At 46.8% G+C, this 13785-nt stretch carries 13 protein-coding genes; 9 read left to right on the top strand and 4 right to left on the bottom strand.

The genetic code is table 11. The features are described from left to right. Positions 1–118: 118 nt before the first annotated feature. Complete coding sequence (locus KNP04_RS02420) at positions 119–601, bottom strand: GAF domain-containing protein (protein WP_214874558.1); 483 nt, start codon at positions 599–601, stop codon at positions 119–121. A gap of 235 nt (positions 602–836) precedes the next feature. On the opposite strand from KNP04_RS02420, the gene ezrA reads away from it, so the two are divergent. Next, positions 837–2567, top strand: coding sequence for a septation ring formation regulator EzrA (gene ezrA / locus KNP04_RS02415; RefSeq protein ID WP_214693268.1), 1731 nt, complete (start codon positions 837–839; stop codon positions 2565–2567). Between the two features lie 74 nt (positions 2568–2641). After that, the gene (locus KNP04_RS02410; protein ID WP_214874557.1) at positions 2642–4213 is read left to right on the top strand and encodes an amidohydrolase; all 1572 of its coding nucleotides are present in this window, start codon (positions 2642–2644) and stop codon (positions 4211–4213) included. A 53-nt stretch (positions 4214–4266) separates the two neighbouring features. Here the strand turns inward: KNP04_RS02410 and KNP04_RS02405 are convergent, their stop codons facing one another. Further along, positions 4267–5085 carry an NAD kinase gene (locus KNP04_RS02405; protein ID WP_214694006.1) on the bottom strand — a complete coding sequence of 273 codons (819 nt, stop codon included), beginning with the start codon at positions 5083–5085 and terminating at the stop codon, positions 4267–4269. Positions 5086–5234: 149 nt separating this feature from the next. On the opposite strand from KNP04_RS02405, the gene tpx reads away from it, so the two are divergent. From tpx to KNP04_RS15420, 4 genes are all read left to right on the top strand, one after another. Beyond that, a complete protein-coding gene (tpx, locus tag KNP04_RS02400; protein WP_214874556.1) occupies positions 5235–5723 on the top strand; it encodes a thiol peroxidase in 489 nt (162 codons plus the stop codon). Positions 5724–5820: 97 nt separating this feature from the next. Continuing rightward, the gene (locus KNP04_RS02395; RefSeq protein WP_214874555.1) at positions 5821–6714 is read left to right on the top strand and encodes a class I SAM-dependent methyltransferase; all 894 of its coding nucleotides are present in this window, start codon (positions 5821–5823) and stop codon (positions 6712–6714) included. A gap of 119 nt (positions 6715–6833) precedes the next feature. Next, positions 6834–8045: an acetate kinase gene (locus tag KNP04_RS02390; RefSeq protein ID WP_214693261.1), complete on the top strand. Its 1212-nt coding sequence runs from the start codon at positions 6834–6836 to the stop codon at positions 8043–8045. Between the two features lie 379 nt (positions 8046–8424). Continuing rightward, entirely contained in the window at positions 8425–9021 is a 597-nt protein-coding gene (locus tag KNP04_RS15420) for a 3D domain-containing protein (RefSeq protein ID WP_214874554.1), read from the top strand. A 54-nt stretch (positions 9022–9075) separates the two neighbouring features. Here KNP04_RS15420 and KNP04_RS02380 read toward each other — a convergent pair whose 3' ends face one another. Continuing rightward, positions 9076–9513 (bottom strand): universal stress protein, encoded by a 438-nt coding sequence (locus KNP04_RS02380; RefSeq protein WP_012726732.1) that lies wholly within the window; start codon positions 9511–9513, stop codon positions 9076–9078. Positions 9514–9696: 183 nt separating this feature from the next. On the opposite strand from KNP04_RS02380, the gene KNP04_RS02375 reads away from it, so the two are divergent. Beyond that, a complete protein-coding gene (locus KNP04_RS02375; RefSeq protein WP_214874553.1) occupies positions 9697–10422 on the top strand; it encodes an SDR family oxidoreductase in 726 nt (241 codons plus the stop codon). 11 nt (positions 10423–10433) lie between these two features. Further along, on the top strand, positions 10434–11156 hold the full coding sequence (locus KNP04_RS02370) for a metallophosphoesterase family protein (protein ID WP_214874552.1): 723 nt from the start codon (positions 10434–10436) through the stop codon (positions 11154–11156). Positions 11157–11198: 42 nt separating this feature from the next. On the opposite strand, the gene KNP04_RS02365 is transcribed toward KNP04_RS02370, so the two are convergent. Continuing rightward, positions 11199–12296, bottom strand: a complete 1098-nt coding sequence (locus KNP04_RS02365; RefSeq protein WP_214874551.1) for a M24 family metallopeptidase — start codon at positions 12294–12296, stop codon at positions 11199–11201. Positions 12297–12461: 165 nt separating this feature from the next. Between KNP04_RS02365 and KNP04_RS02360 the strand changes: the two genes are divergently transcribed. Next, a complete protein-coding gene (locus KNP04_RS02360) occupies positions 12462–13772 on the top strand; it encodes a DRTGG domain-containing protein (RefSeq protein WP_214782184.1) in 1311 nt (436 codons plus the stop codon). Positions 13773–13785 lie beyond the last annotated feature (13 nt).

Below are 13785 nucleotides of genomic sequence, written 5' to 3'. Positions count from 1 at the left end.
AGCTACGAGATGCCCCTCCGACTAAGTCGAGGCCCGAAAGGTGGATACGTTTGTCTATGACTGCTATCGTCATTTCATGCACAAAGATGAGTATACGATGAAAGTAAATGCTTGTCAATCAAATAAAGCGAAGTAGTGTCTCACAAAAACGTTCGAGTCCAACACGATCGACTTCGGAGAAACGATTGAATTCTGGACTGTCGATATCGAGGACACCGATTGTCTTCCCATCCCGTACGAGTGGTACAACGATTTCAGAGTTCGAAGCCGCGTCGCACGCAATGTGTCCTGGGAATTGATGAACGTCAGCGACGAGTTGCGTTTCTTGTGTAGCTGCTGCCGTTCCACAAACGCCTTTTCCGAACGCGATGTGCACACAAGCTGGAAGACCTTGGAAAGGGCCGAGAATGAGGCTATCTTCAGAGTCTGTCACATAAAAGCCAACCCAGTTGATTCGATCTAAAAATTGGTTCAGTAAAGCACTTGCGTTGGCAAGGTTGGCGACCGCATTTGTTTCGCCTTCTAATAGAGCAGCGAGCTGTTTATTTAATAGGTCGTAACCGGCAGCTAAATCACCTGAATAGGATGTTGTTTGGAACATATTGAATCCCCTCCATCTTTCTTGTTTTTAGAATTTAGCATTATGGTACACGCAAATTTCGGATTTGTCTTGCTAGAAAGTTCAGAAAAAATGAACAATCTCCACTGAAACCATTGGAAAACCTATGCAAATCATTGGTTCTATAATATGATTAGGTATATCTATTCTTATAAAATACTTCTTTTTTATATAAGGTACATAAGTCCACGAAAGCGGCTTGGAGGTTGTGACAAAGATGGATTACGGAATTTATGGGTTAATCATTGGAATCATCGTCGTCGTATTAGGCGGCATGTTGGGGAGTATGCTCATTCGAAGGAATTTTTACCAAAAAATCGATGACTTGGATATGAGGAAACAGAGTGTGCTCAGCGCGAGCATCCCGGTTGAACTTCAGAAGTTCAAGCAATGGCCAATGGAAGGGGAAACGAAAGAAAAGTTCGATCGTTGGCATCAATCTTGGGATGAGTTGGTCAGTGTGCATGCAGGTCAAATCGATGAAGCGCTATACCGAGCCGAGGAAGACTTGGACAAATATCGCTTTATGAAAGTGAAGGCGGACTTGAATGCGACAGAACAACTCATCGAAGAACTCGAGACGATGGTACACGCCATGCTCGATGAGATGGATGAGTTCACGACACACCACACTTCGCTCATGGACATCGTGAAGCAAGACGAGAAAGAATTGTATCAGTTCCGCAAAACATTGAATTCACAAAATCATGCGTTCGGGCCGACGTATGCGCTTGTCGAGCAAGAGATTGCCGCCGCTGAGGCGAAACGCAGTGAAATGATCAACTTGAAACAAGTCGGTCAAGTCTCTGAGGCGTTCGAGACTGGACAAGCCTTATCGAACCAAGTCGGTCATATCCGTGAATTGATTCGAATCATCCCGCAATTCGTACGTACGGTCCAAGTGGAGTTGAAACAACAACTTCAACAGTTACGGGCTGGACATAAAGAAATGCAAATGGACGGGTATGCGCTCGAACCGCTCGGATTAATGGAAGAAATCGATCAAGCGGAAGAACGTCGTGAGGAACTGATGGCTCGCATCGAAAGATTGGAATTTGATCATTTCGAAGAGGACATGCAACAGTTGAGTTCCGATATCGACCAGCTGTTTGAGGCGTTCCGAACAGAAGTCGATGCACGCCAATATGTGAAGAAGGAATTTGCGACGATTCAGGAACGTGAACGTCAGTCTTCCGAAATCATGGGCAACCTGCAAACAGAAATGTCTCGACTCGTCAGTAATTATGAGATCAACGCTCGTGTCGGCGAGGAGTTTGAACAGTTAGAACGCGAACGGACGACGCTCACGGCGAATGTACTTGATATCGAGCAAGCGCTCGTCGCCCAAATGTTGCCGTATAGCATGATTAAATCGAAAGTCCAAGAAGCGAAACGTTCGCTCGATCAATTCAATGCCATGCATGAGCGATTCATCGAGGACACGAATTCGTTACGTAAGGAAGAACTCGAAGTACGACATAAGCTCGAAACGTGGAAGAAAGAATTGTCTGCGCACCGCCGCCTCTTGGCGAAAAGCGCGATGCCTGTCGTCCCGAACGATTTATCCAACGACTTACGTCAACTTCAAAAAGGCGTCCAGTCTCTAGATGAACAGTTCGATAAAGCGCCATTCAATATGACTTATATCGTCGGACTCAGTCATGATGTAGAAGAAATGATGGATCACTTCCGCGACCGTGTCCATGCGCTGATTCGTCAAGTGACATATGCTGAACAGTTGTTACAATACGCCAACCGATTCCGTCGTCGTGACAACGAAGTGCACATCGCTTTGACACTCGCAGAAAACAAGTTTTTGCACGGAGAGTATGGTACTGCCGTTGAAATCGGTGAGCGTGTGCTCGGCCGCTTCGAAGAAGATGGGGCGCATGAGATTCGTCGGCGCGTCGATCAAGGTTTAGAACAGCAAGAACTGCTAAAAAAATAAACGATGCATGAAGATTGACGGAAACGGGAAAAACGTAGACGTCAATCTTTTTTCAATCAAGGAGGAATCGTCAGATGGGTACGTTATGGGTTAATGGGAACATCTATACGTTGAATAAACCGGGTGAAATGATGCGGGCCATGTTTGTGGAGTATGGACGAATCTTAAAAATGGGCGAAGAGGGTCATCTCCGTCGTACATACGCCGGTCGGATTGAAGAGATTGTGAACTTAGAAGGAAAGAGTGTCTATCCTGCTTTCACAGACTCGCACATTCACCTTGTCGGTTACGGGGAAGCGCTAGACCGTGTCGATGCAAGCGAGGCGACCAACCTTCGAGAATTACTTGAGACGATGAAACAACAAGGGTCAGATGATGAATGGGTGGTCGCAGAAGGATTTGATGATCGATTACTGGGTGAAATGCCGACGCGAGACATGATTGATGAAGTCATTTCGGATCGTCCCGTCGTCTTGAAGCGTGTCTGCCGTCATGTTGCGGTCGTGAACTCGAAAGGACTCGAGCGCCTCGGCTTGATTCATCACACGGTCATCGAAGGCGGGAAGCTCGGGCGGGATGAGGAAGGGAAGTTGAATGGTGTCCTGTATGATGCCGCGCTCGACCTCTTATATAAAGAATTGAGTGGGAATCGAAAGAAAAATGCTGCCTCACTCCGACGTGCCATCGATTCGTTGTTCGCACACGGGATTGTTGGTGCCCACACCGAGGACTTGTTTTATCATGGTGACCCGTTAGAGACGATTCAAGCGTATGAGGACGTGCTAGATGAATTGCCATTCCAAGCGCATCTTCTCGTTCATGAACAAGTTGTGGACCGTGTCATTCAACATGATGCGATGACAAAACGAAAACGATTTGACTTTGGGGCGATGAAACTGTTCGTAGACGGCTCGTTCGGGGGACGGACAGCGCTGCTCTCAGCACCGTATGCCGATGACCGGGCTCAGCGAGGGATCGAAGTGCACCGACCGGATCATTTGGAAGCACTCGTGAAAAAGGCGCGTACGTACGGAATGAACGTCGCGGCTCACGTGATTGGGGATGCGGCCGTCGAACAGTTTGTCAGTCTGCTTGAGAAATATCCAGCTAAAAAAGGAACGCGGGACCGCATTATCCACGCTTCCTTGTTGAACGATTCCTTAATCAAGCGTATCAAATCCCTGCCTGTTCTGATTGATGCGCAACCGGTCTTCCTTTCTGACGACTTAGATATGTTATTTGAACGGTTAGGGAATGACCGCGTTCATGATGTGTATCGCTTCAAGTCACTTCTTGATACGGGAGCGTTGTTGCTTGGGGGAAGTGATGCCCCGATCTCATCCGTCGATGTTCGGAAAGGGTTGTTCGGAGCGGTAGCGAGACAGTCGTTTAAAGGTTCGGGCACGTTAAATCCGAGTGAACGTTTATCGATGTATGAGGCACTTCGTAGCTTTACGTATTCACCTCATGTCGCCACGGGTACACACGGAAGAAACGGGTTGTTGATTCAAAGTTACAACGCAAATTTCACCGTGTGGGACGAGGACTTCTTCCAATTACAAGGGGAGGAGATTCTTCACAATCGTTTAGTCATGACGGTCGTCGAAGGAAAACCGGTATATGAGGCGGAAGTCGTCACATCGTAAATAAAAGAGGAGCCAATTGATCCCAATTAGGGTCAACCGGCTCCTCTTCTTGATTAGAAGAATGAACGTTGTACTTTATGCCAGAACGAGTTCGTGCGAAGTTTGACAGTCTTGATGACTTTATCAGAAAGTTCGATATCAATCCGATCAGTGTACTTCAAGCTGAGTGCTTCGTTATCCATACCGATGATCGGGTAATCGTTTCCGTCCTCGACGATGCGAAGCGATAACTTGCGCGATTCGTGGACGATAAACGATGAGCCGAGGGTACGATAACGGTTGTTGTTGACCGAAGCGATCTCGCTGACTTGCATACATGGGATGAGTGGGTCGACGACCGCGCCGCTCAACGATTTGTTATAAGCAGTCGAACCGGTTGGAGTCGACACGACCATTCCGTCCCCACGGAATGTCTCAAAGTGCAAGTCGTCGATATAAACCTCGATCGCGAGTGATTTGATGATACTCGATTTAATAGAAGCTTCATTTAAGCAAAGAAGCGGTGTTGATTCGTTGATTGATGCAGAGAGAAGTGGATATTTGCGTACTTCGAGACCTTCTTCGATTCGCGTCGAGTTGTCTGAGAAGAGACGGTCGACTTCATCGAGTTTATGTATGTCAAAGTCACAATAAAACTCGTTCAATCCGCGTCCGAATCCGACGTAGATAGCATCCTGACGAAAACCTGTATAGCGAACAGCCTGTAAAAAGGCGCCGTCCCCACCAACCGCAGCGATAATATTCGCATCTTCCGGTTGATTGACGATGTTGAACCCGTGTTTCTCCCCGATTTCTTTTAGCTTTTTCACTTCTTTAGTGAATTCGTTGACGTTACGATGGTACAAATAGACGTTATTTCTCATCTGAGTCATCCCCTTTGTCAATGGTGTCCCTCTTATTATAACGTGTTTCCTTCAACCAATATAGGGAAAACTGAAACAGAGCCAAAAGCAGGAAGTTTGTCAAAGGCTCAATTTCATCGATATGATGAGAAAGTAACTACAACAAAGGGGATGAGTTCATGCCAACATTTAAAGGGAACAACGTGACATTACAAGGAAATCCAGTGAAAGTGGGAGACCAAGCTCCTGACTTCCAAGTGTTGACGACAGCTTTAGAAGAAGTGACATTAGCAAGTTATCCGGGGAAAAAATTAATCAGTGTCATTCCTTCAATTGATACAGGCGTATGTGACGCACAAACGCGTGAATTCAATGAAAAAGCATCATCACTTGGCGGAACGGTCTTGACTGTGTCGAACGACCTCCCATTCGCACAACGTCGTTGGTGCTCGGCTTCAGGTCTAGACAACGTGGTCACACTCTCTGATCACCGTGATCTATCATTTGCGAAAGCGTACGGCGTATTAATTGAAGAAATGCGTCTTCTCGCTCGTTCTGTGTTCGTCGTCGATTCAAACGGTGTCGTCCAGTACGTTCAATATATGGATGAAATGACGGACGAAGTCGATTTCGAAGCCGCGCTCAAAGCATTCGAACAAGCGAATTGATTCGTTTGGCGAAATTGATTAAAATAGCTTACACTAGTACGTGAACCGACCGGTCCTCTTATGGGGGGCCGGTTTTGTATGGAAAGGATGAACGAAAATGGAACGTTTTGAACAACTGTATCGTGATTGGAAGAAAGAAGCGAAAAAACTTGTCAACGACCTTGATGTATTACCGATTGAGGCACTCGTGCAAGTGTTTGACCATGTCGACATCGAAAATGAGAAGATGGATGATGTGCGGAAAGCCGTCAGTCTACTCGTGCTTGAAGAAACGACGCAACTACCACCGAACAACCAACCGACTCCGGATGCGGTCAGTTTGTTCATCGGCTACTTGGCAACGAAGCTACTCAAAGATGGCGCGACGATTCTCGATCTTGGGAGCGGAACAGGCACGTTGACACACGCTGTCCTCTCGCAATTGAAAGAAGCGACGGCACAAGCGGTTGAAGTCGATGAATTGTTGCTTCGTCTCTCTTATTCGATCAGCAATTTATTAGGAGAGCCGGTTTCATACTTCCATCAAGACGCGCTCGCCCCCTTGTTTGTCGAACCGAACGACCTGTCACTTGCGGATTTGCCGATCGGTTATTACCCAAATGATGAAGTCGCGGCCGAATACGACATGAAACGTAATGAAGGACATGCCTATTCTCATTTCTTGATGATGGAACAGGCGATCCGTCATACGAAACCGGGTGGACACGGATTGTTCGTCATTCCGAACAATTTGTTTGAACAGGATGATGAAGGGAAATTAAAACAATGGATGGACCGTGAAGCGGTTGTCAAAGGTGTGATCCAACTTCCGACGACAATGTTTAAAGACGAACGTTATGCGAAAAGTTTGTTGCTCCTGCAAAAAGTGGGGGAAGGCGTCACACGCCCGAAACAAGCCTTATTCGTTGAGCTTCCGTCATTCACAGACGTTCGAGCGGTTGCCAATGTAGTGAAACAGATTGATGATTGGTTCAAAACAACGCAAAAATAATAGACAAAATACTTGAAAAAGGTATTCAAAATCAAGTATCTTCATTATGATACAGTTATCAGTTTTAAATTGAACAGATAAAGAAACGCGTTTAAAACGAAAGGTAAGAGGTGTATGACATGACGAAAATTATGGCAGTCAATGCTGGTAGTTCATCGCTCAAGTTTCAGTTACTCGAGATGCCAACGGAAGAGTTGCTCGCAGTCGGATTGGTTGAGCGTGTAGGGAAAGAAGATGCAATTTTTACAATCAAGTACGGTGAAGGACAGAAGTTCAACGTGGTCACGCCACTTCACACGCACAAAGAAGCGGTTGAATTGACGCTAGAGAAACTGATCGAACTTGATATCATTCAATCGTTCGATGAAATTTCTGGCGTAGGTCACCGTGTGTTACACGGGAAAGAGTTGTATGCGGATTCGGTTGTGATCGACGACGAAGTCATGAAGAACATCGAGTCTTTCACAGAGCTCGGACCACTTCACATCCCACCAAACTTGACTGGGATTCGTGCTTTCCAAGCAATTCTGCCAAACGTTCCACAAGTTGCGGTATTCGACACGGCATTCCACCAATCGATGCCAGAAGAGAACTTCTTGTACAGTCTTCCGTATGAATACTATACAGAGCACGGCGTTCGTAAATATGGTTTCCACGGGACTAGCCACAAGTATGTGACACAGCGTGCAGCAGAACTTCTCGGTCGTCCGCTCGAAGACTTACGTTTAATCTCATGTCACCTCGGTAGCGGTGCGTCAATCGCAGCCGTTGCAGGTGGTCGCTCGATTGATACAACAATGGGCTTCACACCGCTTGAAGGAATTACGATGGGAACTCGCTCAGGTTCGCTTGACCCAGCTCTCATTCCATTCTTGATGCAAAAAACAGGTAAGTCTGCTGAAGACGTCTTGAACGTCATGAACAAAGAGTCAGGTGTTTACGGTCTCTCTGGTATTTCAAGTGACTTACGTGACATCGAGCAAGCGGCTGCAGAAGGAAACCACCGTGCAGAAGTATCACTCAAAATCTTCTCAAACCGTATTCACGGTTACATCGGTCAATATGCCGCTGAAATGAATGGTGTCGACGCCATCATCTTCACGGCAGGTGTCGGTGAAAACTCGGATGTCATCCGTGAGCGTATCCTTCGTGGTCTCGAATTCATGGGCGTCTACTGGGATCCTTCACTTAACAACGGTGCACGAGGCAAAGAGTTGTTCATCAACTACCCACATTCACCAGTTAAGGTCATCATCATCCCGACGAACGAAGAATTGGTCATCGCGCGTGACACGGTTCGCATTGCAAACCTCGTTGAAGAGCACGCATAAGATCACTCAACCCCACGTTACCTCGCGTAACGTGGGGTTTTTTTTGAGCCTTTTTTCCTAACGTGCTAGAGGATGAATAGGACAAATGAATTTTCACTTTGTAACATTGGGTGCATGTTTTATATCGTTTTGTAATATTTGAGTCATGAAAGAGCCATATATTGGATGATTATTTATATAAATATCGCTACTTCGTTTTGGAAGTGCAATTTAAAGCAAAGAATCGGCTGTTTTGACATCAAGTTGTAACGTTCGTGACATTTAAATGAACCGTAAGTGTAACGGCACTGCTACATATTTCATCATATAGTTATCTGGACGAAACATTCGATGTACAAATCATCGATGACACGATCTGAACTGAGGGAGGAACGATTGCATGCTTAAAAAGTTAGGATGGATGATGCTAATTACGATTTTAGTTTCAACGCTTTTCCTGCCACAATCGCAAGTGCAAGCTGCCTCTTCAAATAAAGTTTATGTCGTCAGTAAAGTGAACGATTTAAATATTCGTTCAGATGCACGAATGGGTACAAAAATCTTGGGTAAGTTAAACAAAGGTCAAAAGTTGCAACGTTTAGGTTCAAAAGGAGCCTGGACACAAGTTTATTATAAAGAGAAAAAAGCATGGGTTGCGACAAGTTATGTCACAACTACAGGAGCGAAGAAACAGTCTGTCGGCAAAACGTACACGATGAAAGCATCCGCGTATACACCTTATTGCAAAGGCTGTTCTGGGAAGACGGCTCTCGGTTGGAACGTTCGTACACAAAAACGTAATGTGATCGCGGTCGACCCGCGTGTCATTCCACTTGGCACGAAAGTTCAAGTATACGTAGGGAGCAAGTTGTTAGGAACGTATACGGCTGCAGATACTGGCGGCGCCATCAAAGGAAATAAAATCGATATCTTAATGTACTCGCACAGTGCGGCGATTCAATTCGGTCGCAAAACGGTTACGGTCAAGGTGTTGTAATAAAGAAAAAGGGGTCTTGCGATTGCGCAAGACCCCTTTTTCGAGGATAAACGATTATTGACGAACGATGAGCACGTCGCACTTCGCATAGCGGACGATGCTTTCTGAAACACTTCCGATAAAGAAGCGTTCGACGGCGTTCAACCCAGTCGCGCCACAAATAATAAGATCAATATCATGGTTAGGAGCAATCTTTTTAGCGATTGTCACTTTTGGAGAACCGTATTCAATCACGGTCTCGACTTCTTTTACGCCACGTTCTTTCGCGCGGTTCACATAATCTTCGAGTAACTCTTTGGCATACGTTTCTGCGCGTTCGGTAATCGTCCGGTCGTAGGCTTCAACTGTCGCGAATGTACGCGTGTCAATCACGTGACCCACATACAGTTTCCCTTCGTTACGAATGGCGACATCGATTGCGGTTTCGAATGCACGTTCCGCCTCTTTAGAGCCGTCAACGGCAGATAGAATGTGTTTGTATACAATTGCCATGTAAATCCCAACCTTTCGCTCGAATTATACGTTCGGCTTACATATATAGTATACCACTTCTTTCGGATTTCACGCTTTTTCGTCATGAAAATGAGTGAATTTTTTCATAGAATTGTTCACGACATGTCCAAGTTTGGAATTCACGTGAAAGAACGGGTAAAATAAGGCGGAGGAGGTTGGACGATGAAACATGTAATGATTACTTCTGGTGCGAAAGGGATTGGGCGTGTCGTGACAGAGCGTCTTTTGCAAGATGGCTGGCACGTCAGTATTCTGCAGCGGAATCCGATTGATTGGGAACATGAGCGGATACATATGATCGAGGCAGGGTTGACTGACCGTAAACAGCTGCTCTCGGCCTATGAGGAAACAGTCGAGCGGTTTGGTGAACCGAATGCCTTAATTCTAAATGCGGGTCCATACATTTTTGAACGGAAACCGCTCGTCGAATTGACGGATGAGGAGTGGGATGAAGTGGTGACAGGTAACCTGTCTGCCTCGTTTTGGTTGATGCGTCGCGCGATTCCTGCGATGCGCTCTAATCGTTTCGGGCGCATCATCTCATACGGGTTTCCGGAGAGTGCATCGGCTCCCGGATGGATTCACCGTTCAGCGTTTGCGGCAGCGAAAACGGCACTCGTCAGCTTGACGAAATCGGTCGCTCTTGAGGAGGCGCCTTTTGGGATCACGGCAAATATGGTCAATCCAGGAAACATCGTCGGATCTCAAAAAGAGATGCGTATCGAGGAGGCGGAAATCGATGAAGGGACTCCAGTCGGACGACACGGAACTGGAGAGGATATCGCACGACTCATTTCCTTCCTATTACATGAGGAATCAGATATGATCACGGGTGCCGTCATCGATGTGACCGGCGGGGTCAACGTGGTGCATCAGTATCGAAAGTGAGGGGGAGAGCGATGAAGATTGGGGTTGTGACTGACGTTCACGGAAATCTAGAGGCGCTAGAGGCAGTCCTTCATGCGTTAGAAACAGAGCAGGTCGACATCATCTGGTCACTCGGTGATATGATTGCGATGGGGCCGGACTCAAACGCGGTCATGGAGAGATTGATTGACCGCGGGGCACACATGATTTCCGGTAATCACGATGAAGCAGTCGTCTCGCTTTTAGCCGGACAGGGCCATCCAGAAAGTTATGCGCATACGCGACCGCATCACGAGTGGGTCGCGCGTCATCTTCAATCTAGATATGTGGATGTTCTTGAGTCTCTTCCACGGACAATCACGGGTGAGTTGGCTAGTCAAAAGGCATTCGGCATTCATTACCATATCCCGAGCGAAAAGCGTCAAGCTACCATCGTCGAAGAACCATTCCATGATATTCTAGAGCCGACACTTGAAAACATGCAACGGTTGTATGGAGAGTACGATGGAGATGTCATCTTATTTGGGCATCACCACCCGGTTCACCTATTCCAAGACGAGAAGAAGCGGTACGTCAATCCAGGTGCGCTCGGTGTCGCCCGAGATGAACTTGCGCGGTTCGCGATTTTGTCAGACGGGGAAAACGGGATGCAGATTGATGTGCGGGCTGTCCCTTATGATAAACGAACATTTCTAGAAAAAATGGAACGTTATGAAGTTCCGCAACGCGACGTCATGTTCCGATTGTTCTATTGAAGAGTGCGTAAAAAGGTGAGGTCCTTGGACCCCACCTTTTTCTTATTGAATCTCTTGAAGTGTTTTCGGATAGCTCGTCAATGTAATCGGACCGCTCTCTGTCATGACGAGGTCATCTTCGATGCGGACACCACCTACGCCCGGTAGATAAATACCTGGTTCGACGGTAAACGTCATCCCGACTTGAGCTGTCATGTCATTGTTCGCCGCCATCGATGGATGTTCATGAACTTCGATTCCGATTCCATGACCGATACGGTGCGTGAAGTACTCACCGTATCCAGCGGACGTGATGACTTGACGGGCTGCGATATCGATCGCTCCGAGCGTCGTGCCAACGTTCGCCATCTCGATCGCTGCTTCTTCTGCTTGTAATACCGTTTCGTAAATTTCACGTTGTTTCGTACTCGCTTCACCGAAGACGACCGTTCGAGTGATATCTGAGCAATACCCTTGCCAGACGACACCGAGGTCGAACAAGGCGAAATCGCCTTTCTTCAAACGGTTGTTGCCTGGTACACCGTGAGGGTCAGCGCTGTTTTCACCGAACAATACGAGTGTGTCGAATGACATTTCACGAACGCCTTGTTGTTTCATCGCATATTCAATGTCCGCGATGACTTCGAGCTCGGTCACGCCTTCACGAAGTGACCGAATTCCTGCTTCGATTGCCATATCTGCAAGTTCAGCGGCACGTTTCATTGTACGTACTTCATCCGGTGATTTGATCATGCGTAACGTTTGGAGTTCGTCTGTCAAATCGATAATCGATAATCCGGCAAAACCAGCGCGGAGGTGCTCGACACGATTGAATGTCAAATGCTCGCCTTCAATCCCGATACGCTCAGGAACGATTTGGTTATCAAGGAACAACTTGACGATTTTATCCCACGGATTCTCATGGTCCATGTACGTCACGATTTCACCTGACCAGTCACTCGCTTCGACAATTCCTTTTTCAAGGGCAGGACAAATGATGGCAGTTGTCCCATTCTTTAGGACGAGGATGGCGATCAGCCGCTCGTGGGCTTCTGCGTATACTCCCGAAAAGTAAAATACAGATGCCTTTGACGTGACGAATGCCGCGTCTAATCCTTTCGTCGCTAAAGATTGTGCAATTTGATTGGTGCGTTGATTCAAGATGAATCCCTTCCCTTCTCACTCTTACGTTGACTACTCGTCTATTATAGCTGTTTCGAAAACAGAAAGGAAATGTTGCAATTTGATTAGTACAGTTTGAACAAGTTCGACTGATACAGTATACTAGAAAGAGTAGAAAATGTATTGAGAGAAGGGACTCCGCGTATGACCACAAAACATGAACAGATCATAGCACATATCGAGTCACTCGATGTTGGGTCAAAAATTTCGGTCCGACAAATCGCTAAAGAGTTAGCTGTATCAGAAGGTACGGCTTATCGGGCCATCAAAGAAGCTGAGAACCTGGGCTTCGTCTCTACCATCGAACGTGTAGGGACGATTCGAATCAAGCGTAAACAGAAAGAGAATATTGAGAAGTTGACATTTGCCGAAGTCGTCAATATCGTCGATGGACAAGTGTTGGGTGGACGAAATGGTCTGCATAAGACATTATCTAAATTTGTCATCGGAGCCATGAAATTGGAAGCGATGATGCGTTATATCGATGTCGATTCACTCGTCATCATCGGAAACCGGGAGAAGGCACATGAACTCGTCTTGCAGTCCGGCGGGGCCGTGTTGATCACAGGGGGATTTGATACGACGGATGAAGTAAAACGAATGGCGGATAAGTATGATATGCCTGTCATCTCGACTTCTTACGACAGCTTTACCGTCGCTACGATGATTAACCGGGCTATTTATGATCGACTCATCAAGAAAGAGATTCTACTTGTCTCGGACATCGTCATCCCGCTTCACGACACGTTTTATTTGAAGTCGGATGACACGGTGAAACGTTGGCACGAATTGAATGAGCGGACGAAGCATAATCGTTATCCGGTCATCGATGAGCAGATGAAAGTGGTCGGGGTGATTACTGCGAAAGATGTCATCGACAAATCGCACGACTATGATATCGAGAAAGTCATGACAAAGAGCCCGATCACGGTCGGCGTCCAGACGAGCGTGACCAACGCTGCGCACCAGATGGTATGGGAAGGGATTGAGATGCTCCCTGTCGTCGATAACTATGGTCGCTTACTCGGCATCATCAGTCGTCAAGATGTGTTGAAGGCGTTACAGCTTGCAAATCGTCAGCCACAAGTTGGTGAAACGTTCGACAACATGATCACGAACCAATTGAAAGAAGATCCTACGTCGAACGGTACGGCGTTCACTGTCGAGGTCGCTCCGCAAATGACGAGCCATATGGGGACTGCGTCATCAGGGGTGTTGACGACTTTGTTAGTGGAAGGGGCGACGCGCAGTCTGCGTCATATGAAAAAAGGTGATTTGGTGGTCGAGAACATCACCGTCTACTTCATGAAACCGATTCAGATTGAGAGTCAGATTCGAGTGTCGGCAAACGTCTTCGATCTTGGGCGGAAGTTCGGGAAAGTAGACGTAGAAATGACACAAGGTACACAACTTGTCGCCAAGGCGCTTGTCACGGCACAGTTGATTGATCGGTAACTTAAAAGAGCAC

Origin of the sequence: Exiguobacterium sp. CH10, assembly GCF_018617635.1 — a bacterium.
In the GTDB taxonomy this organism is placed as follows: Bacteria; Bacillota; Bacilli; order Exiguobacteriales; family Exiguobacteriaceae; genus Exiguobacterium; species Exiguobacterium aestuarii_A.
This window is presented reverse-complemented; position numbering and strand designations above follow the sequence as displayed.